Annotated in this window: 24 protein-coding genes; 18 read left to right on the top strand and 6 right to left on the bottom strand. The window is 60.0% G+C overall.

All coding sequences use genetic code 11. From position 1 onward, the window contains the following. Positions 1–32 precede the first annotated feature (32 nt). Genes DCC24_RS09610 through DCC24_RS09600 form a run of 3 tightly spaced genes read left to right on the top strand, consistent with a single transcriptional unit; the run spans position 33 to position 4,619 of the window. Complete coding sequence (locus DCC24_RS09610; RefSeq protein ID WP_110099704.1) at positions 33–2,783, top strand: bifunctional GNAT family N-acetyltransferase/acetate--CoA ligase family protein; 2,751 nt, start codon at positions 33–35, stop codon at positions 2,781–2,783. Between the two features lie 46 nt (positions 2,784–2,829). Further along, positions 2,830–3,435 (top strand): DUF5998 family protein, encoded by a 606-nt coding sequence (locus DCC24_RS09605; RefSeq protein ID WP_110099703.1) that lies wholly within the window; start codon positions 2,830–2,832, stop codon positions 3,433–3,435. Then, on the top strand, positions 3,435–4,619 hold the full coding sequence (locus DCC24_RS09600; RefSeq protein WP_110099702.1) for an alkaline phosphatase family protein: 1,185 nt from the start codon (positions 3,435–3,437) through the stop codon (positions 4,617–4,619). The genes DCC24_RS09605 and DCC24_RS09600 overlap by 1 nt, the downstream gene beginning before the upstream one ends. Before the next feature lie 42 nt (positions 4,620–4,661). Here the strand turns inward: DCC24_RS09600 and sepH are convergent, their stop codons facing one another. After that, positions 4,662–5,975 (bottom strand): septation protein SepH, encoded by a 1,314-nt coding sequence (sepH, locus tag DCC24_RS09595; protein ID WP_158278477.1) that lies wholly within the window; start codon positions 5,973–5,975, stop codon positions 4,662–4,664. 382 nt (positions 5,976–6,357) lie between these two features. On the opposite strand from sepH, the gene DCC24_RS09590 reads away from it, so the two are divergent. Beyond that, on the top strand, positions 6,358–6,657 hold the full coding sequence (locus DCC24_RS09590) for a DUF4193 domain-containing protein (RefSeq protein ID WP_110099700.1): 300 nt from the start codon (positions 6,358–6,360) through the stop codon (positions 6,655–6,657). A gap of 148 nt (positions 6,658–6,805) precedes the next feature. Here the strand turns inward: DCC24_RS09590 and DCC24_RS09585 are convergent, their stop codons facing one another. Further along, positions 6,806–7,417: a DUF3093 domain-containing protein gene (locus DCC24_RS09585; protein ID WP_110099699.1), complete on the bottom strand. Its 612-nt coding sequence runs from the start codon at positions 7,415–7,417 to the stop codon at positions 6,806–6,808. A 233-nt stretch (positions 7,418–7,650) separates the two neighbouring features. Here DCC24_RS09585 and dut point away from each other — a divergent pair, with 233 nt between their 5' ends. The 6 genes from dut (at position 7,651) to DCC24_RS09555 (ending at position 14,500) form a co-directional block, all read left to right on the top strand. Then, entirely contained in the window at positions 7,651–8,109 is a 459-nt protein-coding gene (gene dut / locus DCC24_RS09580; protein ID WP_110099698.1) for a dUTP diphosphatase, read from the top strand. 221 nt (positions 8,110–8,330) lie between these two features. Continuing rightward, positions 8,331–9,029, top strand: coding sequence for a DUF3710 domain-containing protein (locus DCC24_RS09575; RefSeq protein ID WP_233492058.1), 699 nt, complete (start codon positions 8,331–8,333; stop codon positions 9,027–9,029). A 119-nt stretch (positions 9,030–9,148) separates the two neighbouring features. Beyond that, entirely contained in the window at positions 9,149–10,600 is a 1,452-nt protein-coding gene (locus tag DCC24_RS09570) for a class I SAM-dependent RNA methyltransferase (protein ID WP_233492057.1), read from the top strand. A gap of 231 nt (positions 10,601–10,831) precedes the next feature. Next, a complete protein-coding gene (acnA, locus tag DCC24_RS09565) occupies positions 10,832–13,543 on the top strand; it encodes an aconitate hydratase AcnA (protein WP_110099696.1) in 2,712 nt (903 codons plus the stop codon). A 156-nt stretch (positions 13,544–13,699) separates the two neighbouring features. Further along, complete coding sequence (locus DCC24_RS09560; RefSeq protein ID WP_110099695.1) at positions 13,700–14,203, top strand: hypothetical protein; 504 nt, start codon at positions 13,700–13,702, stop codon at positions 14,201–14,203. Continuing rightward, the gene (locus DCC24_RS09555; protein ID WP_110099694.1) at positions 14,204–14,500 is read left to right on the top strand and encodes a PLD nuclease N-terminal domain-containing protein; all 297 of its coding nucleotides are present in this window, start codon (positions 14,204–14,206) and stop codon (positions 14,498–14,500) included. A 19-nt stretch (positions 14,501–14,519) separates the two neighbouring features. Here the strand turns inward: DCC24_RS09555 and DCC24_RS09550 are convergent, their stop codons facing one another. From DCC24_RS09550 to msrB, 4 genes are all read right to left on the bottom strand, one after another. Next, a complete protein-coding gene (locus DCC24_RS09550) occupies positions 14,520–15,002 on the bottom strand; it encodes a Rieske (2Fe-2S) protein (RefSeq protein WP_158524652.1) in 483 nt (160 codons plus the stop codon). Position 15,003: 1 nt separating this feature from the next. After that, entirely contained in the window at positions 15,004–16,329 is a 1,326-nt protein-coding gene (locus DCC24_RS09545; protein ID WP_233492056.1) for an HRDC domain-containing protein, read from the bottom strand. Beyond that, a complete protein-coding gene (locus DCC24_RS09540) occupies positions 16,268–16,852 on the bottom strand; it encodes a DUF3000 domain-containing protein (RefSeq protein WP_110099715.1) in 585 nt (194 codons plus the stop codon). The genes DCC24_RS09545 and DCC24_RS09540 overlap by 62 nt, the downstream gene beginning before the upstream one ends. Before the next feature lie 138 nt (positions 16,853–16,990). Beyond that, positions 16,991–17,452, bottom strand: coding sequence for a peptide-methionine (R)-S-oxide reductase MsrB (gene msrB, locus DCC24_RS09535; protein WP_110099692.1), 462 nt, complete (start codon positions 17,450–17,452; stop codon positions 16,991–16,993). Between the two features lie 82 nt (positions 17,453–17,534). Between msrB and DCC24_RS09530 the strand changes: the two genes are divergently transcribed. From DCC24_RS09530 to secF, 8 genes are all read left to right on the top strand, one after another. Next, entirely contained in the window at positions 17,535–18,848 is a 1,314-nt protein-coding gene (locus tag DCC24_RS09530; protein ID WP_110099691.1) for a S9 family peptidase, read from the top strand. Between the two features lie 72 nt (positions 18,849–18,920). Continuing rightward, positions 18,921–19,682 carry a YebC/PmpR family DNA-binding transcriptional regulator gene (locus tag DCC24_RS09525; protein ID WP_110099690.1) on the top strand — a complete coding sequence of 254 codons (762 nt, stop codon included), beginning with the start codon at positions 18,921–18,923 and terminating at the stop codon, positions 19,680–19,682. A gap of 66 nt (positions 19,683–19,748) precedes the next feature. After that, a complete protein-coding gene (locus DCC24_RS09520) occupies positions 19,749–20,318 on the top strand; it encodes a crossover junction endodeoxyribonuclease RuvC (protein WP_110099714.1) in 570 nt (189 codons plus the stop codon). 110 nt (positions 20,319–20,428) lie between these two features. Next, positions 20,429–21,067, top strand: coding sequence for a Holliday junction branch migration protein RuvA (ruvA, locus tag DCC24_RS09515; RefSeq protein ID WP_110099689.1), 639 nt, complete (start codon positions 20,429–20,431; stop codon positions 21,065–21,067). A 33-nt stretch (positions 21,068–21,100) separates the two neighbouring features. Further along, positions 21,101–22,237, top strand: a complete 1,137-nt coding sequence (gene ruvB, locus DCC24_RS09510; protein WP_110099688.1) for a Holliday junction branch migration DNA helicase RuvB — start codon at positions 21,101–21,103, stop codon at positions 22,235–22,237. A gap of 176 nt (positions 22,238–22,413) precedes the next feature. Then, positions 22,414–22,932 (top strand): preprotein translocase subunit YajC, encoded by a 519-nt coding sequence (gene yajC / locus DCC24_RS09505; protein ID WP_110099687.1) that lies wholly within the window; start codon positions 22,414–22,416, stop codon positions 22,930–22,932. An 87-nt stretch (positions 22,933–23,019) separates the two neighbouring features. Next, positions 23,020–24,753, top strand: a complete 1,734-nt coding sequence (gene secD, locus DCC24_RS09500) for a protein translocase subunit SecD (protein ID WP_110099686.1) — start codon at positions 23,020–23,022, stop codon at positions 24,751–24,753. Continuing rightward, positions 24,750–25,775, top strand: coding sequence for a protein translocase subunit SecF (gene secF, locus DCC24_RS09495; protein WP_110099685.1), 1,026 nt, complete (start codon positions 24,750–24,752; stop codon positions 25,773–25,775). Before secD ends, secF begins: the two co-directional genes overlap by 4 nt. The last annotated feature ends 192 nt before the right edge of the window (positions 25,776–25,967 follow it).

Below are 25,967 nucleotides of genomic sequence, written 5' to 3'. Positions count from 1 at the left end.
GCTGATATCGGTCCAGAGTCTAAGCTGAGTCTATGGGAGAGCTCACCACAGACCGTGCATATCCAGCTCATTGGGAAGCAGATGTCGTACTCGCCGATGGTGCCACTGCCCGGATGCGCCCGGTGTCACCTCATGATGCGCAGGCGCTACAACAGATGCACCAGCATCAGTCCCAGGACTCTATCTACTTCCGCTATTTTACGTATAAGTCCTCGCTGTCAGCCAAAGAGCTCGAGCGTTTTACCGTCGTGGACTATCGCGACCGGGTCGCGTTCGTGATCTTGCACGGCGACGAACTGCTTGGCATTGGCCGATATGATCGCTTGCCCAACTCCTACGACGCCGAGGTTGCCTTCAATATCGCCGACCGGCACTCCGGTCGCGGACTGGCCTCGATTCTGATGGAACACCTGGCCGAAGCCGCCCGCGAGAACGGGATCCGGCGTTTCGTGGCCGACGTGTTGCCGGAGAACCAGAAGATGCTCTCCGTCTTCCAGGCCGCCGGCTTCGATATCAAACGCTCTTTTGAAGACGGTGTCATTGTTGTGGAATTTCCGCTGGACGAGACCGCCAAAACGCGTGCGGTCATGGAATCGCGCGAACACCGCGCCGAAGCCAAGTCCTTGGGTGAGTTGCTACGGGCCGAATCCATTGCGGTGATCGGTGCCTCGCGGGACTGGGGGTCGGTCGGTTACGCGCTGATGGAAAATATCATTGAAGGCAAGTTCACCGGACCGGTCTACGGCATCAACCCCGAAGCACTCGAGCTGGCCGGGATGATCTCGTTGGGGTCCATCGCTGAGGCTCCCGGCGATGTGGACGTCGCGGTGATCGCGGTGCCGGATCACCAGCTTGATAAGGTCATTCGTGACTGTGCGGCCAAAGGTGTGCGCGGTCTGGTGGTGGTCTCCGATCTGAGTGCCCAGGACACTTCGGCCATAGACCGCCAGCGCCAGCTGGTCTCCTTGGCTCGTTCCTACGGGATGCGTCTGATCGGGCCCGCCTCGGCCGGAATTATTTCCACCGACCCCGAGGTTTCGCTCAACGCCTCGGTGGCTGCGGCGATGCCCAAACGTGGCTCCATCGGACTGTTCTCCCAATCGGCTGCGCTCAGCGCTAATCTCTACACCGAATCCAGCCGACGTGGCATCGGGGTCTCCTCGGTGATTTCGGCCGGGAACCGTGCCGATGTGTCCGGTAACGATGCGATGCAATACTTCGAAGACGATCCCTACACCTCAGCGGTGGGTATTTATCTGGAATCCTTCGGTAATCCGCGGAAGTTCTCCCGTATCGGACGGCGTCTCTCGCGGAAGAAACCGGTGGTGTTGGCCAGTTCACCGGCCATGGGACGCCGGTTGCCTCCCGGTCACTCCACCCGTACCACCCAGGCTCCGCTGGGCACCGTGGAATCGATGCTGGACCAGGCCGGGGTGATTCAGACCAACTCCACCGCCCACATGATGGACGTCCTCCAGGTGCTGGCCTGTCAGCCGGTCCCTGGTGGCGACCGGCTCGGCGTGATCGGCAATGCGGTTGCTATCAATGAGCTAGTTGCCGAATCGGCCGAAATGCAGGGTCTGAAGGTTACTCGCCGGGACGCGGTGTCGGGACTGCCCGAAGACCATACCGTCGAGCAGGCTTTCGGTGCCTTCTCCGAGGCCATTGAACAGGCCGTGGAATCGCAACAGGTCGATACCGTACTGGTCTGCGTGCAGTCAGCCATGACTCAGTTGCCTGGCGATGCCCGAGAATTGGCCAATCAACTCGGTGAGATCGCTGCCGACACTGATGTTACCGTGCTGGCCTGCTTTACCGCGGTGCTGGACCAGGCCTTTACCCCGACCGGCGTTTTCGGTGCGGGCACCTACCGGGAACGCACCGAAGCTGAAGCCGCGGAAGAAATCACACTGTCGGCCCAGCACGGACTACCGGTCTTCAGTACTCCGGAAAGCGCGCTGAAAGTCATTGCCCAGCTGACTCGCTACCAGGCTTGGCGGGACGCCGATCAGGGCAAAGAACTCGAATACTCTGATCTTGATCGGCACCGTGCCGTTGATCTGGTCACCGAATGGGCCCAAGAAGCCGTCGGCACCGACCTGCTGGCTCTGGATCAGCACCAAACCGCCGAGCTGTTGGCGTGCTACGGGATCTCGGTGTTGGAATCCCGGGGATTTAGTACCGCAGACGAAGCTGTGGCCGCTGCTGAAGAACTTGGCTTCCCGGTCGCCCTAAAAGCCGTGGACGCCAATCTGCGCCACCGCTTGGATCTTGGCGGGGTGCGCCTGAATATTGTCGATGCTGAATCACTGCGAGGCAATGTCGCCCAAATGCGTGAGGTGCTCACCCGCTACGGTAGCCCTGAACTCGAGGTGCAATCGATGGCACCGGCCGGTCAAGGTTGCACGGTTGTGGCCGTGGAAGACCCGCTGTTGGGACCGGTGGTGTCCTTCGGGATCTCCGGTGACGCCGTAGAACTCCTCCACGACTGGGTGCATATGGTGCCACCGCTAACCAGCGCAGATCTGGAACGGATGGTGCGCACCCCGCGGGCGGCCGCCAAACTCTTTGGCTACGGTGGGCTTCGTCCGGCCGATATTCACGGGGTGAAAGAAGTACTCGGACGGCTGTCGATCTTGGCCCATGACTTACCCCAGGTGGTGCGGGTGCGGTTCTCGCCGCTATTGGCCTCCGAAGACAACGTCAGCGTGCTCCAAGCAGAAGTCCAGCTGGCCAACGCAGCTCGCCGGACCGACTCAGCCCGCCGGGCCTTGAGCGGATGATGAGATATCCAGTAGCAGACCACCGGTTACGCTTTATGATGGGATCATGACAGACCTCTCCTCGGACATCGATACCTCGCTGTCACCCTGGTCAGACATTTACCACGCTGGGTTCTACCCCGAACTGGTGATCAGTGCGCTGTACGATCAACTCGATTCCCGTGAGATCCTCGCTTCGCTAGTCCACGTGGAGACCCACGTGGACTACAACGACCTACACCGCCACCTGACGGTCTTGGCACTGACCGACACCGCACTGGCTGCCGTGCACCTGACCGACTTCGTCGCCGAAGAATACGCAGGTGCCACCCGGGCGCAAGTGACCACCGAGATGGTCCCGCTGGATGCGCTGGACTCGGTCTCGGTCACCACCGTCCACGACCAGCCGGCCACGTGGACTCCGGATCTGCCGGTGGCTGAGGTGACCCTGAGCTTGTTGTGGCGTGGCAATCAGCGTCTGGAGCTGGTCCCGGCAGTCTGCCCGGATCCCGACTGTTCTGCCGACCACGGGGTGACCGGAACCAGTACACCAGAAGATCTTGCTCTGCGGGTCGCTGCCGAAGCCGAGGGCCAACAGGCTGTGGACCAGGCCCTGGCCTTTGCCCGCACCCTGCGGACCACCTTTTTGACCGCTCGGGACCAGCATCGCTGATGATCGATCGTCATACGCACTACCCCCAGTCTCCGGGGATCTGGGACGTTGTTCCGGCCCTGCTGAATTCGCTGAGGCCCTCGTCTGATGCCCAGCCGGTCGCGACGAGCCTGCAGCTTCCCCAGGCTGGGTCTGGCATGGTGATTTTGGTCGACGGGCTAGGAATCCGCCAGCTGGTGGCCTACTCTTCCTACGCTCCCACCTTGCGCCAGATGCTCACCCGCCAAGAAGATCACGCTGCTGCTACCGGTGGTGTCCCAACCGAAATCTCTACGGTGTTACCCACCACCACGGCGAGCGCTTTGACTTCGATGGCCACAGGGTTGTTGCCCGGCCGACACGGGCTAGTGGGCTATGACAGTTTCGACCCGGATCGTGGCCAGGTTATTAACCAGCTGGGCAACTGGGACCCGGAGGTTAATCCCGAACAATGGCAACCCCATCCCACACTTTTTGAGAGTGTGCAGGCACCGCTGGAGGCCGTCACGGTCTCCTTGCCGGAGTTTGCTGACAGCGGGCTGACCCGGGCTGGTTTGCGCGGTCCGCGCTTTGTGGGGGCACGGTCCCTGGGAGCCCGCTTTCATAAGGCGTTGACGGAGTTGCAACGACCCGGCGCGCTTGTCTACCTGTATATCCCGGAACTGGATAAAGCAGGGCACCGTCACGGGGTCGGTTCTGCCGAATGGATTGAGGTACTGGAAGCGATCGATAGTCACATGCGTCGGCTACGCAGAAAACTATCGACGATCGGCCACCCGGTGAACGTGCTCCTGACGGCCGACCACGGTATGGTCACCATTGCCCCGGCAGACCGGTTGGACACCCGAGAACATTCCGAACTCTACGACGGCGTGCTGCACACGGCCGGGGAACCTCGCTTTTTCCAGTTGTATTTCGCTCCCGAGGCCGACGACAGTCACCGGCGCGAGATCCAGCAACGGTGGGAGAAAATCTATGGCGAAGTAGCCATCGTCATTAGTCGCGACCGAGCAGAACACGACGGCTGGTTCGGGCCCTTAGAACCCCGGGTGGTGCCCCGTATTGGAGACCTGCTGGTGGTAGCCCAGAGCGATATCGCACTCTACGACTCACTCCGGGCTTCAGCGATGTCCTGGGAGATGTGGGGCCACCACGGATCGACCACCGACGATGAACGCCTGGTGCCACTGCTGGTGATCGACTGAGAAATCTCACAACGAGCGGAGGCTGTAGAGTAGCGCTTCGTCTCAGTCGTCTTTGCGGGTGCCGAACATAATCTCGTCCCAGCTGGGCACCCGGGGACGCTTGCGTGTGGACTTAGACGCGGAGCTACCGCTCCGCCCGTCTTTGCCGTCCTGGTGGTGTTGGGTGGATTGCTGGTGCAAGGCGTTACCGCGAGAGGCCTCATCCATCCCGTCAAAGGCATCGGTTTGACCCTCATATTCAGAGGATGAGACAGAAGACAGTGATGATGTAGACTTCTCTGGTTGGCTTGACTCGTCCTCGACCCCTGCCCGCGTGGACGGCTCCGGCTCCTGCTGCCCCGGTTGTTCCGTATCCGGATCGGTCTGATCAGCTGTCTCAGACTCAGCAGGTTTAGCGGAATCGGATTCCCCGCTGACCACCAGACGTGGTCCAGTCCAGGAGGTGGGGTGCTCCTCGCGAGTGATCATCATCGCTAGCTCGTCATCAGCGTCTTCATCGACGCCCAACCGTTGCCCGCGTCGGGCGTGCAGGACCTCGAGTAACTCTTCTTGCGCATCGGAATCAAAATGCCGTCGCGGTCGCGGGTCAGGCTTTTCGGTGGATTCCACGTCAAAAACACGTTCCGCTGATGACACTGCGCTCAGCCGTCGGGTGGGTGTCGCGGTAGGAGTATCGAGTGGTTCGAGTTCGGAGAGCACCTGGGCCCACCGGTTGAGATTATCGACATGCTTGGCGGCGGGACGGAAACTCCAGCGGGCCACCGGCTCGTCGCCGATTTGGGTTTGGGCGCCGTTATCTTGGAAACTGGCCGAGATGGTCCAGTGGTTGGAGCCCTCTTCCTTCCACGCGTCCCATTCCAGGGTGGAGGTGTCTAAGCCCAGTGCCGCCAGCCGGTGTCGCACCATGGGTTCCAGCAGAGCCGGTTCTTCACCAAAAACGGCCCGGTAAATATCGTGACCTAATTGCGGAGAAGAGACTTCGATCGCGCGGGCCTGATCAACAATCCAGCGGCGTTCGGCTAGCACCGGGGCCTCGTAGATCTTCAACCGGTCCAGGCTGACGTCGTACCGAGAAGCCAGCTCGTCCACAGAGTAGCCGGCGCGGATCTTGGATTGAATATCTCGGGGAGACAACGTCACCGCTGCTGCCTCGTCGGCTGCGGCCGCCGAGGGCCGGCCAATGGGGCGGGTGGTGGCATGACGTAAAGCATCGGTGATCGGCAGGGAGAACTCTTCGCCAGCATCATTGGACAGAATCAGGTGGTCACCGGCATCATCGACACCAACGAGGCGCAACGGTTGGGCGCGACGTGCACCGGACGCGGTGGTATGGTCTGGTGACTGCGGTGAATCCATAAATTGCCTCCAGAATAGTCCTAGTTCTGTGCTGAACTCTGCCACGTCAGCCCCCACTACACCAGAATCTCGCTCGGTGTGGCGACACATCGCAGGGGGACCGACGAGTGTGAGCGATCCCATAAAGCGGTCAACACGGCACTTCAAGGCACTTCAAGATGTGTTCACTGTTGGCGATTTGAAATTTTGGTCGGGGACAGTAGGATTCTCTGCGAAATGATACTCGGTGAGCGCGTTGTCACGAGGGTCATTCCAGGGATCATGCACCGCGGTAAGCCACCGGTTTGGGCCTGGAATAAAAGAACCAATCACCGAGATTAACCTGTCAGACACTGACACCTGTGCGTTCAGTCGATGACTTAGTGGAGTGGATAGCAAATATATGGCAACTGATTACGATGCGCCCCGCAAAAACGACGATGAGGTCCGGGAAGACTCCATTGAGGAGTTGAAGAATCGTCGGACCGATACGCAGTCTGCCGCGGTCGATGAAGACGAGGCCGAAGCTGCTGAGGGGTTTGAGCTGCCCGGCGCTGACCTGTCGAATGAAGAACTGCAGGTTACTGTGCTGCCGGCACAATCTGATGAATTCACCTGCGCCTCCTGTTTTTTGGTGCGACATCGATCCCAGGTGGCTTATGAAGAAAATGGTCTGCTGTATTGCACCGACTGTGAAGGGTAGCAAGGTTCAGTTGAGCAACAACTGATCGACAACCATGTAGTGGGCGGGCCCGGTTACACCCGGGCCCGCCCACTACGTTGTTATGTCCCTGAGCTGACGTTCCTGCGTCGCGCCGGCAGTGTTGCTGAGCGCGGGGGCTGATGTTGCGCTAATCGGTGTTGGAGTCGGTGGGGGTGTGACCTTCGGAATCGTCGCGCTGTTGTGCTTGTTGTGTTTCTCGTTCTTCGCGCAACCAGTCGGGGATGTTCTCATCCTCGAGATCTTCGGGACGGGCGTACATAGCCCCACCGAGGGCATCAACGAGTTGTTCAGGATTGCGGGTTGACGTCAGCCAATAGGGAGTGCGGTCCCGTTCGTCGGTAATTTGAATACGCACCACCGGCGAGGCCCAACTGCGCAGATTGGTGTAAGCCAAACCGTGAAGTTTCTGACCGCGCTGTTCGAAGGCGTCGTCACCGCGATATCCGGTCACGTTGCCCACGAATCGTCGTTCAATCCCGGCACGACCGACTTGTAAAAACTGTTTGGTGACAATAATTTCAGAGCCCATCCCGACCAAAATGGCCACGGTGATCAGGGCCAATACCACAGCGGAGCCGATTCCGGCCGCGACGTTGATCGGTGCCAGCACCATGTATCCGAGGACACCGAAAAGGACCACGAGTAGCCACATCCAGGGTGTGGCCCGAAGCTTTTCATGGTACAGCACCGGATCATCGGCGGAATCAAGACTGTGTGGAGTCGTCGGTGAAGAGCTCATAATTCTAGGGTCCCATATTTTTGTTCTGTTCATGTTTTCCCGGTGTTGTGTTTTCCCGGTGTTGTGTTTTCCCGGTGTTGCATTGACCTGCAGGTGAGGTGCTCGCCACCAGCCGGGGCCGAAAACAGGCCGAACCCTGGCAGAATACGTGCTGGAGCACACCGGTGCATCCAGTCTCGGGAGTCCAGCCCAGGAAATAATCTCGGAAACGATCCAGAAAGGAATCTTCTACCATGCCTCAGATCGATGTAGCCCTGCAACTCTTAGCCCCCGATGTCCCGGTCCCGCACTATGCTCAGCCCGGTGATGCCGGTGCCGATCTGGTCACGGTAGAAGATGTGCGTCTGGGTCCGGGGGAGCGCTACCTGACTTCCACGGGGATTGCGATTGCTTTACCGGAAGGATTCGTGGGGTTGGTACACCCTCGTTCTGGGTTGGCTGCGAAAAAAGGCCTGAGCATCGTTAACGCGCCTGGCACCATAGACGCGGGATATCGTGGCGAACTCAAAGTGGCCCTGATCAATACCGATCCTCACGCCGAGATTGTGCTCAATCGGGGGGACCGTATTGCGCAATTGGTCATTCAGCCCGTCTATCAGGCCTGTTTCCAAGTGGTCGAGGAGTTGCCGGAATCGGTTCGTGGCCAGCAGGGTTTTGGTTCTACCGGTGGGTTTTCGCACACAGAGAACTAGAACGAACCCCCGTCGTGCTCTGAAACCGCGCGCGAATCCGCGTAGACTATCACCGGTGAGCCAGTCACGACGGCTAGTTCGCTCAGTCAGGACGACACCGCAGAACGCCACGATAGGTGAACACTGCAGCAGATGGATGAACCAGAAACTGCCCCACCGCTGGAGAGAGGACAGGTTGATTGAAGCTCTTTGGACGCAACCGCGACGTGAAGGTCGAGCGTGTGACACTTCCAGAACACCTGCGGGAAGCGCCAGAGTCGACCGACCCCGACGCGCGCCCGGCAGGTCCCCGCGACATTTCGGAAATTGATCATGCCAAGGGCCTGGTCGATCTCGGCGCGTTGAAACTTGCTGCTGACCCTCAGATCGCTGTGCGACTGGACGTCGAAGAAAAGACCAAGGACATCATTGGTGTCACCTTGTCCCACGATAAGTCCAGCTTGCAGATCCAGACTTTTGCGGCCCCACGCTCGCAGGGACTATGGGACGACATTCGGGAAGAACTCACCGAATCGTTGACTTCCGCCAACAACGCCACTGTGACCGAAGAACAGGGACGGTTTGGCACCGAGCTCTTGGCCAAGATTCCGGCGAAATTGCCAGATGGTCGTCCTGGCTGGCGCGTGGCTCGGTTTATCGGCATTGATGGGCCCCGCTGGTTCGTCCGTGCCGTTGTGGGAGGACCAGCGGTCTTGAAGTCCGAACACGCTGAACGGTTGCTCGACGTGCTGGGTCGCTCTGCGATTGACCGAGGCCAGGAACCACACCCCTCGCGGGAGATCCTGCGCCTGCACGCTCCGAAGAACCTGCGTCGGGTCAAACCAGCCGCCGAACAATCGGAGGCAGGTCAAGCGGAGTCAACCCCGACCGATGCGAAGGGCATGCCCACACGCGGCCCTGAGATCACCGAAACTCGCTGATACGTCGCGGACCGAAATGAGTCTTGTTATTCCCGGCGATCAGCGTATTCTGTTTTTGTGCCCTACCTGCTTAAATTTGAGGGTTCACACGGTACGCGCATGATGAAAGAGACCGGTGCATGGTGAATGTGACTACCTTAGACGAGACTTCGACGCTCGGCGTCGGTGACACCGGTTATCCGGAAATCCTGACCCTTGAGGTGGGAGTCATGGCCCACGGTGGTCACTGCGTGGCCCGGCACGAAGGACGCGTTGTTTTCGTCCGCCACGCCATTCCTGGCGAAGTGGTGCGAGCCGTGGTGACTTCCGGTGGCGCGAAGGCTCGTTTTTGGCGGGCCGATACCGTCAACGTGATCCGGGGCTCCGAATTCCGGCGGGCACACCAGTGGAAATTGGCCGACTCCTTGCGCGCCTATCAGGCTGGGCGTCAGCCGATCGGTGGCGCCGAATACGGTCACATCACCCTGGAACACCAACGCCGGCTCAAGGCCCAAGTTTTTCGCGACACACTCAATCGGATTGGTCGCCTCGCCGTAGAGCCTCAGGTGACCTCAGTGGAAGCCGATGAGCCTACCGGTTTGCACTGGCGGACCCGCAACCGTTTCGCGGTGACCGCCTCCGGGCGCTTGGCGATGTTCGTCCACCGATCCAAGACCATGATTCCGGTCCGCAATATTCCCCTGGCGGTGCCCGAACTCGATGAGCTACACCTGTGGGATATCAATTTCCTCGGGGCCTCCAGCGTGGACGTCATCACCCCCGGCTATAGCCAGGAAGTCATGGTCGTCATCCACCCGGCTACCGAGACGCTGGCGCACGAGCCCACGCTGAATAAGGCGATCAACGATTGGCGACGCCAACTCTCCGGGCTACCCGGTACCGTCTCGGCAGTGGTGTCTGTTCCTCAACTCCAACCGGACCAGAAGCCACGCACCATACGGTTGCGCGGTCGCACGTGGGTGAGTGAAACTGTGCGCAGTTTGCACCACGGAACTTTTACATTCCGGGTCTCGGCCGAAGGCTTCTGGCAGTCCCACCGCGACGCCCCGCATATCTTGGTCGAGGCCGTCATGCAGGCGACGAACCCGCAACCCGGTGATGTCATTGCCGACTTATATGCAGGAGCTGGGCTCTTTTCAGCGTTTCTGGCTCGGGCGGTCGGGGAGACTGGCCGGGTCTACTCGGTCGAACGGGCCCGTCAGGCCAGCAAAGACGCCCGGAAGAACCTGCACGAGATGAAGCAGGCCGTAGTGATCAATGGTCGCACTGAGAAAGTGGTCTCCTCGTGGGCGCACCGCCCTCAGGCCCCCAGCGGCCAAGGCGGACTGGAAGGTCGTGACATCGATACGGTGGTGCTTGACCCGCCACGCTCTGGTGCTGGCCGGGCTACCATCAAAGGCATCAACGCGTTACCGGCCTCCAAGGTCGTCTACGTCTCCTGCGACCCGGCCTCCCTGGCTCGAGATGCCAAACTGTTGGCCGAACTGGGCTGGCAACACCAGAGCTCGGAGATTTTCGACCTGTTCCCCGACACCCACCACATGGAGTCGGTCAATATCTTCACCCGGTAGTGTCGCGCTGATCCGGGTACCGACGTCATCGTGACGCAGGTAACGACATCTGATCCGGATCAGTGGCTGCGCGTTGTAGAATAATTTTCTGGTCGCTGGATTTCGAGCCCAGCGACACTGGCATCGCACCGGTACCGAGTCGCACGTCGCTGATCAGCGAAGAGGGACTGCTGCCAGCGGCTTCGGCGAGATCGGTTGAGCGCCCCTTGATGGGCAGGAAGAGGAATCTCCGTGACTACTGTCGATAGTTTCGGCTCGAAGGGCGTATTGGACGTCAACGGCGCCGAGTATGAAATTTTTAGACTTAACAAGGTCGAAGGTGCACAGAACCTTCCCTACTCACTGAAGATTCTGCTCGAGAATCTGTTGCGCACCGAAGATGGCGCCAACGTCACGAAGAAGCAGATTGAAACGCTGGCCCAGTGGGACCCGCAGGACGATCCCCGCCACGAGATCCAGTTCACCCCGGCCCGGGTGCTGATGCAGGACTTCACCGGTGTGCCCTGTGTGGTTGACTTGGCCACCATGCGTGAGGCCATCGCGGATTTGGGCGGTGACGCCAAGCGCGTGAACCCGCTGGCACCGGCCGAGCTAGTGATTGACCACTCCGTGCAAATCGATAGCTTCGGTAACCCTGACGCCATCGAGCGCAACATGGAAATCGAATACGAGCGCAATGGTGAGCGCTATCAGTTCCTGCGCTGGGGTCAGACCGCCTTCGATAACTTCAAGGTCGTTCCTCCCGGACAGGGCATTGTCCACCAGGTCAACATCGAATACCTGGCACGCACCGTGATGACCCGCGAGGTCGACGGCGTGTTGCGCGCCTACCCGGACTCCTGTGTGGGCACCGACTCCCACACCACGATGGTCAACGGCCTGGGCGTGCTCGGCTGGGGTGTGGGCGGCATCGAGGCCGAGGCCGCGATGCTCGGCCAGCCGGTCTCCATGCTCATCCCGCGCGTGGTGGGCTTCAAGCTCACCGGGTCCATCCCCTCAGGTGCCACCGCAACCGACGTGGTGTTGACCATCACCGAGATGCTACGTCAGCACGGTGTGGTGGGTAAGTTCGTCGAGTTCTACGGTGAAGGTGTGGCCTCGGTGCCGCTGGCGAACCGCGCCACCATCGGCAACATGTCGCCCGAGTTCGGTTCCACCGCCGCGATCTTCCCGATCGACCAGGTGACCCTGGACTACCTGCGACTGACCGGTCGTACCGAAGAGAACATCGCGCTGGTTGAGGCCTACACTAAGGAACAGGGTCTGTGGCACGATCCGGCCAATGAGGCTCAGTACTCCGAGTACCTGGAGCTAGATCTATCCACTGTGGTGCCTTCCATCTCGGGTCCGAAGCGTCCACAGGACCGGATCGTGCTCTCTGACGCCAAGGAGCAGTTCCGCAAGGATATCCACAACTATGCCACTGAGAGCGACGATGCGGGCGTAGGGCGTCCCTCGCACACCGTTGACGTGAAGATGGAGGATGGGCGTGAGTTCGAACTCGACCACGGTGCTGTGTCGATCGCCTCGATCACCTCTTGCACCAACACCTCTAACCCTTCGGTCATGATGGCCGCCGCGGTGCTGGCCCGCAATGCCGTGGACAAAGGCCTGTCCTCCAAGCCGTGGGTGAAGACCTCAGTGGCTCCCGGTTCCCGGGTGGTGACCGAATACTACGAGAAGTCGGGTCTAATCCCGTACCTGGAGCAGTTAGGCTTCAACATCGTCGGTTATGGTTGCACCACCTGTATCGGTAACTCCGGTCCGCTGGAGTCCGAGATCTCCCAGGCCATCCAGGAAAACGACCTGTCGGTGACCTCGGTGCTGTCGGGTAACCGTAACTTCGAGGGCCGGATTAACCCGGACGTGAAGATGAACTACCTGGCCTCCCCGCCGCTGGTGGTCGCTTACGCTCTGGCCGGTTCCATGGACTTCGACTTCGACAATGACGTGCTGGGTCAGGACCAGGACGGTAACGACGTCTACCTGAAAGACATTTGGCCGGACCCCACCGAGGTGCAGCAGATCATCGATGACTCCATCGACACCGAGATGTTCCACACCGAATACTCCACGATCTTCGATGGTGACCAGCGGTGGCAGTCGATCGATACCCCGACCGGGGACGTCTTTGACTGGAACGATGAGTCCACCTATGTGCGCAAGCCCCCGTACTTCGAGGGCATGAAGGAAACCCCGGACCCCGTCCAGGACATCTCCGGGGCCCGCGTGCTCCTGAAGTTGGGTGACTCGGTGACCACCGACCACATCTCTCCGGCAGGCGCCTTCAAGTCCGACACCCCGGCCGGTCGCTACCTGACCGAGCACGGTGTGGCCCGTAAGGATTTCAACTCGTATGGGTCCCGTCGCGGTAACCACGAGGTGATGATTCGCGGTACCTTTGCGAACATCCGTATCAAGAACCAGTTGCTGGATGGCGTTGAAGGTGGCTTCACGCGCGACTTCACCCAGGAGGGTGGACCGCAGGCTTATGTCTACGACGCCGCGATGAACTACGCTGATCAAAACACTCCGCTGGTGGTGCTGGGCGGTAAGGAATACGGTACTGGTTCCTCCCGTGACTGGGCCGCTAAGGGGACCGCACTGCTGGGCGTCCGCGCGGTGATCAGCGAATCCTTTGAGCGTATTCACCGCTCGAACCTGATCGGCATGGGTGTGTTGCCGTTGCAGTTCCCGCAGGGGGAGTCCGCGAACTCACTGGGCCTGGACGGCACGGAAACCTTCGACATCTCCGGTATCACCGAGTTGAACGAGGGCACCACCCCGGCCACCGTGCACGTGACCGCCACCCACCCTGAGGGTAAGGTCACCGAGTTCGACGCCGATGTGCGTGTCGACACCCCCGGTGAAGCTGACTACTACCGCAACGGCGGTATTCTGCAGTACGTGTTGCGTCAGATCGCTTCCTCCGAGAAGAACTAACGCAACCAGCAGCCAAGCCAGTCCTCGGGGCCTGCGCCCACGACCCACGCGGTCACAGTGCAGGCCCCGAGGCCATTAAACCGCTTTCTTGATCAGGTCACGGTTACGCTAAACTAGCAGGGTTATCAACCGGCCCGCGCGCAGGAGGTGCTCACCGTGTCCATTATCCGAGCCTATTTCTGCCCCGAAGATAGCACTCGTCCCACCCACTACCGGGAGGCGTGGTGGGATGAAGACCAGCACGAATTCGTGGTCCACTACGGCAAAGTCGGTGCCACTGGTGTAGACACTGCCGAGAAACTCGAGGACTGCGCGCAGGCCGAAGCGCTGCTGTCAGGCTTCAGCCAACAGTGCACCGAAGACGGCTACCAGCCCATCGACCCCGCCGAGATGGAACAGCTACAGATCACCTATACCTTGCGTGGCACCGAGCCGAGTGACGTGGAATCTCATCAAGCGCAGACTCTGGCAACCTTGACCACCCGCGAGCTGGCCTGGCGCGGACTCGGTGAGGCCGACTCGCCGGTCCTAAACGCCGGAGCCTTTACCATTGCGGTCGCCACCGTCCACCCGGGCAGGTCCCGCGAGATCATCCCGACCGTAGTGAAAGCTGCCGGCGTGCAGGCCTCAAAAGTCACCGTCCGAAAGACCAACGCCTGAATGCTCGAATCAGCCCTATGGTGGATTGTCTCCATCCTGGTCGTGGCCGTGATGGTGTGGTCAGTGATCAGCCTGCTACGGTCGCCTCTGGAACCACAGCGACGTATCGTCTGGGTTGTGGCGATCTTCTTATTGCCGGTGCTCGGGAGCCTGGTGTGGGCGTGGTGGAGGCTGTACTACTACCCGCGCCGGAAGGCAGAAACCCCCAACTGGGATCCCAACCGTCCCGGCACCGGGCACGTGGTGCCCCGACGGTTACGTGCCGATCACCGGCAACACGGGGCGTGGAAACCTTAGAGACGAGCTCGACGACCCGCTAGACCTCGACCCAAATGCCGCCGTCGCGGACCTCGGCGGGGTGACGTCGCAAGCCCCGGGGAGCCGGCCCGCCCAGCACATCACCGGTTTCGGAATCAAAGCGGGAAGAATGGCAGGGGCAGGTGAAATCCGGGGCGGGCTCCGCCCCTTCACCGACGCGCACGATGCATCCCTGGTGGGGGCAGATCGCGTGAAACGCCTGCACCGAGCTCTCGCTGTCCCGATAGATCAGCAGGTCATAGTCGCCGGTATGGACCCCGGTGGCTTCCCCGACGGGCAACAGATCGGCGTCGAGGACTTCAGTGGGCTGACCCGAGAAGTCCTCGACCGTATCCGGCTCGGCCGGTGCACAGCTGGACAGCCCCAGCATGCTGGCACCACCTGCCACGATGGCTGCGGTGCCAGAGAGCAATTGGCGACGGTCGAGATGAGAGGAACCATCGGCACAGGTGGAACCTGTCTGTTCAGGATTCTCAGTCATCTCAGGGCTGCTCGTCATCGCTGTCCCATGGATCCGGGTCTAGTAATGCAACGGTAATGATTGCCGAGCAGGCCCAGACCTGCCAGTTACGGGCACCCCGGTCTTTGAGATACTCCTCGACGGTTTCCGGGGTAATGGGTGAGGGCGGACGCCAGCAGAGATCTCGTAGCGTCGAGGGGAGTAAGAGGTTCTCTAACGGCACGCCCATCGCCTCGGCTTGGCGAGTCAATCGCACCTTACACGTGGCGAATCGCCGAGCGGCCAGCTCGTCGAGAGACTTCCACCTTTTCACCGGCGGAGGGCCACCGGAGCCAGCCGGTTTCTTCTCCGGTCGCGTTGCGGGATCCCGTCCTTCGGCCACCCCGCGCCGAATCGCCTCCAACCACCGGTCCTTCTCCCGGCCGGCAGCCCGTCCGGTGAACCCCTTGGTGTTCATCAGCTCACCTGCGGTTGCAGGTTGTGCGGTCGCTGCGGCAATAATCGCCCGATCGGGTAGTAGCCGCCCCGGGAAGACATCTTCCTGACGGCCCAGTTCATCACGGGCATGCCACAGGGCACGGACAATGGCCAGCTGTTGTGGTGATTTCACCCGGTGAATACCGGAGGTTCTCCGCCAGGGCTCGTGAGGGGGCTCCGGGGGTTGCCAAGCGGTCAACGCTTCGAACTCTTCGGCAGCGATCTCCAGCTTGTCCTGCCGACGTAGTGTGCGAATCATCTGTGCGCGTAACGGGACCAAATACTCCACATCCAAGGCGGCGTAGTTACGCATCTGCTCGGGCAACGGGCGCTGCGACCAATCGGCAGCTGAATGCTCCTTGGCCAAGGTTATTCCCAACGTACGCTGTAGCAGTGCGGCCAGATTTACTTTCTGGAAGCCGCACAGGCGTCCGGCTAGCTCGGTATCGAAGAGGGCACAGGGACGTAATCCACAGTCAGCCAGACACCCTAAGTCTTGCGTGGCAGCGTGTAAGATCCACTCGGTGCCACCGATGGCTTGCTGAATAATGTCCAGATTCTCCAAGGGTTCGGGGTCGATGAGCCAAATGCCAGAGCCCTCACGCTTGAGTTGGACCAAGAATGCTCGCTGACCGTAGCGAAATCCGGAGGCGCGTTCGGTATCGATGGCCACCGGTCCGCTACCGGCGCGGAGCGCTTCAGCGCATGTGGTGAGCCCTTCGGGCGTGTCGGTAAGTTCTGGGATGCCCTCGGCCGGCTCGGTGATCAGAACCGGTGCCTCAGATTCTGCGTTTGTGGTCAGGATGATGTTACGTCCTTCGTGCTCGAGGGAGAACTGTGACGCCTTCAGGAACCGGTGGTAAACCAGCAAAGGCGCAGACCATATCTGCCCAGGCCTCCAGGTGGTTCTCCATCGATTCGCCCATCAGGTTGGTAGGACTCCACGAGGCCCGCATTTCAATGTCAATGGCATCGGCCCGATCATCCAACACTCCGAAACTTTCCGACAGCACCCGTGTGGCGGTGCCACCGGCTTGGTCATAATCCACCTGGTGACCATCTAAGGCTTCCACCAACCATGTCCACGCCACCTCAGCGGCCATCGGGTCCACGCCCATTTCGGCTTCAACCGACGCCCGAATGAAGGTCACAATGCGGAACGTGGATTTCCACACGGCCGAACCGGCCGGGTCATGCAAGAGAATAAAACGCCCGGTGGCTAGTGGCTCATTGGGGTCCTGGTCTTCAACCGCTCCGAGTGTGGTGACGGTTGAGGTGATCGGGGCCGGAAGCACGGCCGGGTAAACATCGGCGGCCATAGCCACCGCATAGGGTGCGATTTTCTGCGGTGCCGGGATTTCAGTCAGCCGGACTTCCGCTCGGGGCTGGGCCATCCGCAGTCCCGATAGCGCCCGACGAAAAGTCACAGGCGCCGAAGCCAAGGTTTCTGCACTCGACCGATCAATGCTCACCCCTCAAGGTTAAAGCGCTACCTGAAGGATGGGGGCAGGCCACGCCGAGAACCCTCGAGCTTATCGGTCTGAGCGGGGGACTTTCTCCAGGGAAATGGAGTTCATGCAGTAGCGCAGGTCGGTCGGGGTATTGAAGCCCTCACCTTCGAACACGTGGCCCAAGTGGGACTGACACTGGGCACACAAGACCTCGATGCGGGTCATCCCCAAGGAGGTGTCTTTGCGGTATTCCACCCGATCTTCAGCCAACGGGGCAAAGAATGAGGGCCAACCGCAGTGGGCATCAAACTTCTGATCCGAACGGAACAGCTCAGCCCCACAGGCCCGGCACCGGTAGATCCCTTCGCTGAAATCATCCCAGTATTCCCCGGTAAAGGGTCGTTCAGTGGCCGCCTGGCGAAGCACCTGGTACTCCGCAGGACTGAGGCGTTGTTTCCACTCGTCCTCGGAGAGCTGACCGGAGCGGGTAGTGGTGGTTTGTGTGGTGTCGTCTTGGTGGTGAGAGGTATCTGAAACTGTCATATCCGCTATAACGTCACAGGCCAGGGGATTGTTCCCGACCCGACGTTTGAGAAACTGGAAATTCCCCGGTGAACGGGGAAGAATGACCAGTATGCGAGTCTTCCCCCGATCCCGCGCTGAGTCTGACAACTCGCGTTCTCGAGCACGGTTTTCCCAAGTGCTCGCCGTGGTCGGTGCCTCTGCTGCGGTGGTGGGCTCGCTGTTTGCCGGCACCATTTCTACCCTGGCTACCGTCTTTGCCCGTACGGTCGTGACCCCGACGCGACGGGTGGCCGAAGACATCCGGATTTACGCAATCATTGAGCCCTACGGTCCCCGGCCTCACATCGCGTTGCAGGCCACCCGTGAAACCACCGTGGAAGGTCGCTATTCGCTGACCTTCGCCGCCGGTGAAGGTATCGCCCGCATCGGTAAGATCGTTGACCGCGACGCTGAAGCCGGGATTGTGGTGCGAGAAATTGAACAGATCTATTCCGGGGATCTCACCGCGGCGCAAAAAGGCTCCTGGACCGGCTTTACCTGGCCCCACCCCGGTGATGCCGGGTTTGTGTCCGAGGAAGTGTCCATTCCCGTCGAACGTGGCGAAGCCCCGGCCTGGTATGTACCACCCCAAGTCCCGCGTGTCGCCGAGTCCCCCCTTCCTACCCAGACCCCTGAATTCGGAGAAGACACCTGGGCGATTATGGTTCACGGACGTGGCTCCCGGCGTACCGAAGGAATTCGTGCCCTGCGCGTCGCCGGCGCTCTAGGTATGCCGAGCTTATTGATTTCCTACCGCAACGACGGCAACGCCCCGCCGGCCGGAGATGGCCGATACGGGCTCGGAGCGACCGAATGGCCCGACGTGGAAGCTGCCATGCACTATGCGCTGAGTCACGGTGCCCGACAAGTCGTGATTTTCGGCTGGTCCATGGGTGGTGCGGTGTCCCTGCAATTGGCTGCCCAGTCACCGTTACGCGACCGGATTGCGGGGCTGGTCCTCGACGGACCGGTTATTAACTGGATTGATGTCTTGGCCTACCAGGCCCGGTTGAACCGGCTTCCCGACGCGGTGGGTCATCTGGGGCAATTTATGATTGCCAATAAATGGGCCCGTCGTCTTGCCGGGCTGGCAGCCCCGGTGGACTTGAAAGCCTTGAACTGGGTGGACCGGGCCGAGCAACTCCAGCACCCGGTGCTGATTCTGCACTCTGAAGACGACGACTTCGTTCCGATCGGGCCGGCTGGACAGCTGGCGAATCTGCGTCCGGATTTGGTCTCGTTGGTGCGATTCACCAAGGCCCGGCACACGCGAGAATGGAATGTTGACCCTGACCGCTGGGAACAAGCAACGCTGAGCTGGCTCTATGTGGTGCTCAGTGGCCCGCGACGTGTAGTGCCACAGTTATCGCGGTAGAGAAGCGGGCTGGGTTTAGACTATAGGGCAGAGTTTTATTGTTCGCACCCTGACCCCCATAAGGAGGCTCCATTGGCCGGTCACTCAAAATGGGCAACAACCAAGCATAAAAAAGCTGCCCTGGATGCCAAGCGCGCCAAAATGTTCGCCAAGCACATTAAGGCGATTGAGGTAGCCGCTCGTGCCGGTGGGCCAGATCTGGAAGGTAACCCGGCGCTGGATCTTGCAGTCTCCAAAGCCAAGAAGCAATCGGTGCCCAATGACAATATTGACCGTGCCATCAAGCGCGGTGCCGGTCTGACCGGTGAGGTCATTAACTACGAAGAGATTATCTACGAGGTTCGCGGTCCCGAAGGCTCGGCGTTGATGGTCGAATGCTTGACTGATAACAAGAACCGTGCCGCAGCCGAAGTGCGCCACACCGTCACCCGCAATAACGGCACCCTGGCCGACTCCGGGTCGGTCGCTTTCCTCTTCAACCGCCAAGGCGTGGTCCGCATGGACGCCGAGGGTAAAGAAGAAGACGAAATCCTGATGGCGGTCCTGGATGCCGGAGCCGAAGAAGTGGCCAAGTCCGGTGGTAGCTTCGAAGTCTACTCGGACCCCTCCGATCTGCAGGATGTAGCCAAAGCACTCGACGAAGCCGAGATCGACTACGAATCCGACGAAGTCGAGTTCGTGGCCACGATGAAGGTCGAGCTCGATGCCAAAGCTGCCCGCCAATTCCTGCGCTTAGCTGATGCTCTCGAAGAGCTCGACGACGTACAGAACGTCAGCTCCAACGTGGACATCACCGATGAGGTGGCCGCAGAACTTGAGAACGAGGACGACTAACCGGTGCGGGTTCCCAGCAAACCCTTGCGGGTGCTGGCGGTCGACCCGGGACTGACACGGTGTGGCATGGCCGTGGTCGACGTCGCCCCCAACCGGCAGGCCACTCTGGTGGACGTACGCGTGGTGGGGACTCCGAACACGGCCTCGATCGGTGAGCGACTGGCGACCATCGACGAGGCCATTGCCGATTTCTTTGAGTCGCACCGTCCCGACCACCTGGCCGTGGAGCGGATGTTCGCTCAAAACAACACGCCAACCGTAGTCGGTACCGCCCAAGCTTCCGGAGTGGTGATCGCAGCGGCGGGCCGACGCAATATTCCGGTCGCTTTGCTGACCCCCTCCGAGGTGAAAGCTGCGGTCACCGGAAACGGTTCCGCCGATAAAAACCAGGTCACCGCGATGGTAACCCGGGTCCTGGGCTTAGATTCGCCACCGAAACCCGCCGATGCAGCCGACGCGATGGCACTGGCGATCGCCCACGCCTGGCGCGGGGGACTCCACGGGCGTGGACTGGACACCGGGAAATTGACCAGCCCGGCCCGACCATCGAAATTTCCCGGTGCGACAGCAAAGAATTCCCGCCCCACAACCCCAGCCCAGCGAGCGTGGTTGGAAGCCGAACGGCGTGCCCGTTAACATCGGTTGCACCCTGCGGGGTACAGTGTTCGTAGATTAGTTCTATCATTTGCGGTACGGGCAGTGGACAAAACACCTGGCGGAGCTCGACGCACAGCTACGGAGGCTTCATGATTTCCTCGTTGACCGGAGTGGTTGAGTACCTCGGTGTCGATTCGGCGGTGCTCAATGTCAACGGCGTCGGCTATACCTTCTTCGCCACCCCGCAAACACTAGCGACACTGCGGATCGAGGACCAAGCACGCGTGCTGACCGAGCTGATCGTTCGTGAAGATGCCATGACCCTCTACGGGTTTCGCTCCCGGGACGAACGCGAAATTTTCACGACGATGCTGACCATCTCCGGGATCGGGCCACGGATCGCTCTGGCGATTCTGGCGGTCTATGCACCCGAAGAGGTCCGGCGCGCGGTCGCTCAAGACGACGATAAGGCCTTCACCCAGGTGCCCGGCATCGGTGCGAAAACCGCCCGCCGGATCATCCTGGAACTGTCCGGTAAGCTCGTACCGACCGAGAACCCCGCGCAACCAGGGCAGCTGAGCGGTGCCACGCCGGGCAATGACCCGGTGTGGCAGGAGCAAGTCCACGAAGCTCTCACCGGGCTCGGCTGGACCGACAAGGATGCCACCAAGGCGTTGAAATCCACTCTGGAACATGAACCCGAATTGCGCGAGTCACAGGACGTCTCCCAGGTTCTGCGCGCGACGTTGCGTCACCTGGGACAAGGACAACGTCGCCTCCACTCATAACACGTTCTCCGTCGGAAGGCATGCTAGATCGAGATGAGTACCAATCCCCACAACGCTGAGCAGGATTCCCGCCTGATCGGGCCCAGTGCCTCCACCGAAGAACGTGAAATTGAGGCCGCACTGCGTCCGAAGCATCTCGGAGACTTTGTAGGCCAATCCCGGGTTCGCGAACAACTGTCCTTAGTGCTCGAAGCCGCCAAACTCCGTGATGCCACCGCCGACCACGTGTTGCTCTCAGGTCCTCCGGGGCTGGGCAAAACCACCCTGTCGATGATTATCGCCGCGGAAATGAACGCCCCGCTGCGGATCTCCTCTGGTCCGGCCATCCAACACTCAGGTGACCTCGCTGCGATCCTTTCTTCGCTCACTGAGGGAGAAGTGCTCTTCCTGGATGAAATTCACCGGATGTCACGTCCAGCTGAAGAAATGCTCTATATGGCCATGGAAGATTTTCGGGTCGATATCGTGGTCGGCAAAGGTGCTGGGGCGACGTCCATTCCGCTCGAGCTCCCACCCTTTACGCTAGTCGGAGCCACCACCAGAGCGGGGCTCTTGCCGGGTCCCCTACGGGATCGGTTTGGTTTCACCGGTCACTTGGAGTTCTATGACGTGGCCGAACTCGAACTGGTGCTACGCCGCTCGGCAGCCATGCTGGATATGCGCCTGTCACCGGGAGCCTTTGCCGAAATCGCAACACGGTCCCGTGGTACCCCGCGTATCGCCAACCGACTGCTACGCCGGGTGCGTGACTGGGCACTGGTCCACCACCTTGACGAAGTGGATGCCCGGTCGGCCTCCACCGCCCTGGATATCTACGAAATTGACCGGCGTGGTTTGGACCGCCTCGATCGTGGCGTGCTCGAAGCATTGTGTCAGAAATTTGGCGGAGGCCCGGTCGGACTGTCCACCCTGGCCATTGCCGTCGGTGAAGAGGTCGAAACCGTCGAAGAAGTTGCCGAGCCCTACCTAGTGCGTGAAGGACTCCTGGGACGTACCCCGCGCGGGCGGATCGCGATGCCGGCGGCCTGGGAACATTTAGGACTTGATGTTCCTCACAACGCAGAGGTGCAGTCAATGTGGCGACTCGCAGAATCCCAGACCGATGAACCCGGTCAGACCTCTCCGTTATTCGGCCCAGATGACTTCTCCCGGGACGAGTCCCACGACTAGATCCGGGCAAAAATCAAGCGACCGTGCCGTGAGAATGGTCTCCAGCGTGAAGGTGACCCTTAAGAATTAGGCCCGACCTCAGGTGCCTAAGGTAGCCTGAGAATAATGCGTTCCACCACGAGACTTGTCGTGGTGGAAGATCTAGACATCATTGTCCCGAGGAATTGGATCGATACATGCACTTTGCTGACCTGACTCATCTCGTCAACCCACTGGCTCAGAATGCTGAAGGTGGCGGCGGTTTTGGCGCTGGCTTTTTGATCGTCATGCTGGTCATCTTCGGTCTGCTGATCTTCTTGTCCATGCGTGGCACCCGGAAACAGCAGAAGAAGCAGATGGAAACTCGCCAGGCCTTGGCCCCGGGCGTTGAGGTCATGACCGCTGCCGGAATCTTCGGTACCGTGATTTCGGTCAACCACGACGACAATAAGGTGGTCCTTGAGGTCTCGCCCGGCAACAGCGTGACCGTACACCTGCAGACCATTGCTCAAGTCATCGAACCGGTGGCAGACACCGCTGACTCGACTGCTAGCTCGGAACCAACACCGGATGAGTCCAACAAGATCGTGATCAACAGCGAGAACCGCGACGCCACCGACACTCAGGCATCGGGTAACCCGGAGGATCCCCGCGAAGAATACGGTTCGACCGAGGAGACCGACAAAGATTCCCCAAACGACGACGAGAAGAAATAACCACCAGACCATCACGAAAGGTTCAGCACCCCGGGGTGCTGAACCTTTCGTGAGTCCGCACTCCAGAACTGAAAGATCCACACCATCATGGCCTCAAAAACCCCCCAAGGGCGCGCGCGACGCACTCTGGGCTGGCTGGCAGCGATAGTCGTCGTGCTGGCTGGCATCCTCGGCGTAGGTATCGCCACCAACCAAACCAATGGCTTGCCCCTGCTCGCCTTGGACCTCGAAGGCGGTACCCAGATGGTGCTCTCACCGCAGACCGCCTCTGGTGAAGAAGTCACCGACGAAACGCTGAACCAGGCCGTCGAGATTATTCGTGCCCGTGTGGATGGTTCCGGTGTCTCGGAAGCTGAAATTAATACCCAAGGCGATAACAACGTTGTGGTCGCCCTGCCCGGCAACCCGGATCAACAAACCCGCGATTTAATCCAGGCCTCGGCCAATATGGAATTCCGCGCGGTCCTCCAAGGCGCCCCGGGTATTGCTACCCCGGAAGAGGAGCGCCAAGACGTGGAGGACTTCCCCGAGCCAGAGGCGGAACCCGAAGATGGCTCGGATCAGAACTGGATCACCCCAGAGCTGGCCTACGAGTTTCAAAACACCGACTGTCGTGAGCAACAACAGCAGGAAATAAACGAACAACTACCCACAGATGAAGCGGTCGTCGCCTGTGACCCTGAGTATGGGATGAAATACATTCTGGGCCCCGTCGAAGTTGAAGGGACCCAGATCGACAACGCCGACTACGGTATGGCACAGACCCCAACTGGAGTGTCGGCTAATAACTGGGTGGTCAACCTCAGCTTCGACGACGAGGGCACCGAGGCCTTCCGCGAGGTCACTCAGCGCATCACGGGCATGCCGGAACCACAGAACCAGTTTGCGATTGTCCTGGATGGCACCATCGTTTCCGCACCGCGTTCGAATGCGGTGATCACCGACGGCCGTGCCACCATTGAAGGAAACTTCACCGAAGTATCGGCCCAAGCCCTGGCCGAACAGCTCCAATATGGTGCTCTGCCGATTAGCTTCACTATCGAATCTGAACAACAGATTTCGGCGACCCTGGGCCAGGACCAGTTGTTCTGGGGCGTGGTGGCTGGACTGATCGGTTTGGGCCTGGTGGCGGTCTACCAGTTCTACCAGTACCGTGCCCTGGGTTTTGTCACCCTGACCTCGTTGCTGGTGATGTTCCTGCTGACCTACGTGGCGATCGTGTTGCTGGGTTGGTCGGATAATTATCGATTATCGCTGGCCGGTATGGCCGGTATTATCGTCGCCGTTGGTCTGACCGCGGACTCCTTTATCGTCTACTTTGAAAGAATCAAGGACGAAATGAGGTCGGGGCGACGGTTCGAATCAGCCGTGGAATTCGGGTGGTCGCGGGCTAAACGTACCATTATCGTTTCTAAGGCCGTGAACCTGCTGGCCGCGGTAGTGCTGTACTTCGTGGCTGTCGGTAATGTCCGCGGTTTCGCCTTCACTCTGGGCCTGACGGCACTGATCGATGTGTTGCTGGTGTTTATGTTCACCCACCCAGTTATGCAACTGTTAGCACGAACGAAGTTCTTCGGTGGCGGACATCCGCTGTCGGGGATGGACCCCTCGTTGCTGGGACAAAAAGCGCTCTACCAGGGCGCTGGCCGGGTCCGGGAGTTTAACGACGAACCCAGCCGGGCACCCGTGAAGAAGAAAAAGATCAAGGGCAGAGCCAAAGAAGCTCAGCGACGCCAAACCATTGCCGAGCGCAGGCAACAAGAGCGTGAGGAAAAGCTTGGTCTGACACAGGACGAGAAGACCACGGAGGACGCAGAATGAGTAGCATCGCTGAGTGGGGAAATAAACTCTATACGGGCAAAAAGTCCTACCCGTTTATCCAGAAGTGGCGACTGTGGTTTTCCATCGCGGCTATAGTGCTACTGGTGGCAGTCGGTATCACCGTGGCACGGGGTGGCTTCAACTTCGGCATTGAGTTCCGTGGTGGGTCCGAGTTCACCGTCTCCTCGGTGCAGAACACCGACCCGACGGTGGGCGAGCAGGCCGTGACCGACGTCGTTGCTGAGGTGGAAGCCACCGCGACCAATATCGCGCCCGGAACCATGCGGGTTCAAACCGAAGAGCTCACCGATGACCAGACCCTTGAGGTGGCCTCCAATCTGCAAGAGGCCTATCAGGTCTCGGCCAATGACGTGACCTCCAGCTTCGTGGGCCCGACCTGGGGTGAGGCGATTTCTCAGCAGATGTTGATTGGCTTGGTGATCTTCATTGTGCTGGTTACCGTGCTGATGGCCATCTACTTCCGGACCTGGAAGATGTCGTTGGCAGCAGTGCTGGGGTTGTTCTACGTGGTGGCCCTCACCGTGGGAATCTATGGGGCCACCGGGTTTGAGGTCACGCCCGCAGCCATTATTGGGTTCCTGACCATCTTGTCCTACTCGCTCTACGACACGGTGGTCGTCTTCGATAAGATTCGTGAAAATACCGCGAATATGGACGAGAATACCGTCAGAACCTTCCGCGAGATGGTCAACCTGGCGGTTAACCAGACCTTGGTCCGGTCCATTACCACCTCTATAGTAGGTATTTTGCCGGTCGGGTCGATTCTGTTTATTGGTGCCGGGCTTCTCGGGGCAGGGACCCTGCGCGATATTTCGCTATCGATCTTCGTGGGGATTATCGTCGGTACCTTGGCCACACTGTTTATTCAGGCGCCACTGTATGCACTGCTGCGGGGTGGGGAAGACAAAGTCAAAAACCATGATCGCAGAGTGCTCAACCTCCGTGAGGAAACCGGTCTGCGCCCTGAGGACGTGACTGAAGAACAAATTACGACAGCCTAACGGCGCCGGACCGTCGCACCACAGTCCGTCCCCCCGGTGCTACCGGTGTTTTGTCACCGGCGACATCGGGGGACTAGTGTATGAAAACAATCAACCACAATCCGTACTGGAATCAGCGTTTGGGTTCCAGAGGTCAGCGGAGAGAAAGCGGGGCGGTGCCGGATGAGTAGTACTTCTGATGCGCAAAAATCC

Source organism: Auritidibacter sp. NML100628 (genome assembly GCF_003185985.1).
GTDB lineage: Bacteria > Actinomycetota > Actinomycetes > Actinomycetales > Micrococcaceae > Auritidibacter > Auritidibacter ignavus.
This window is presented reverse-complemented; position numbering and strand designations above follow the sequence as displayed.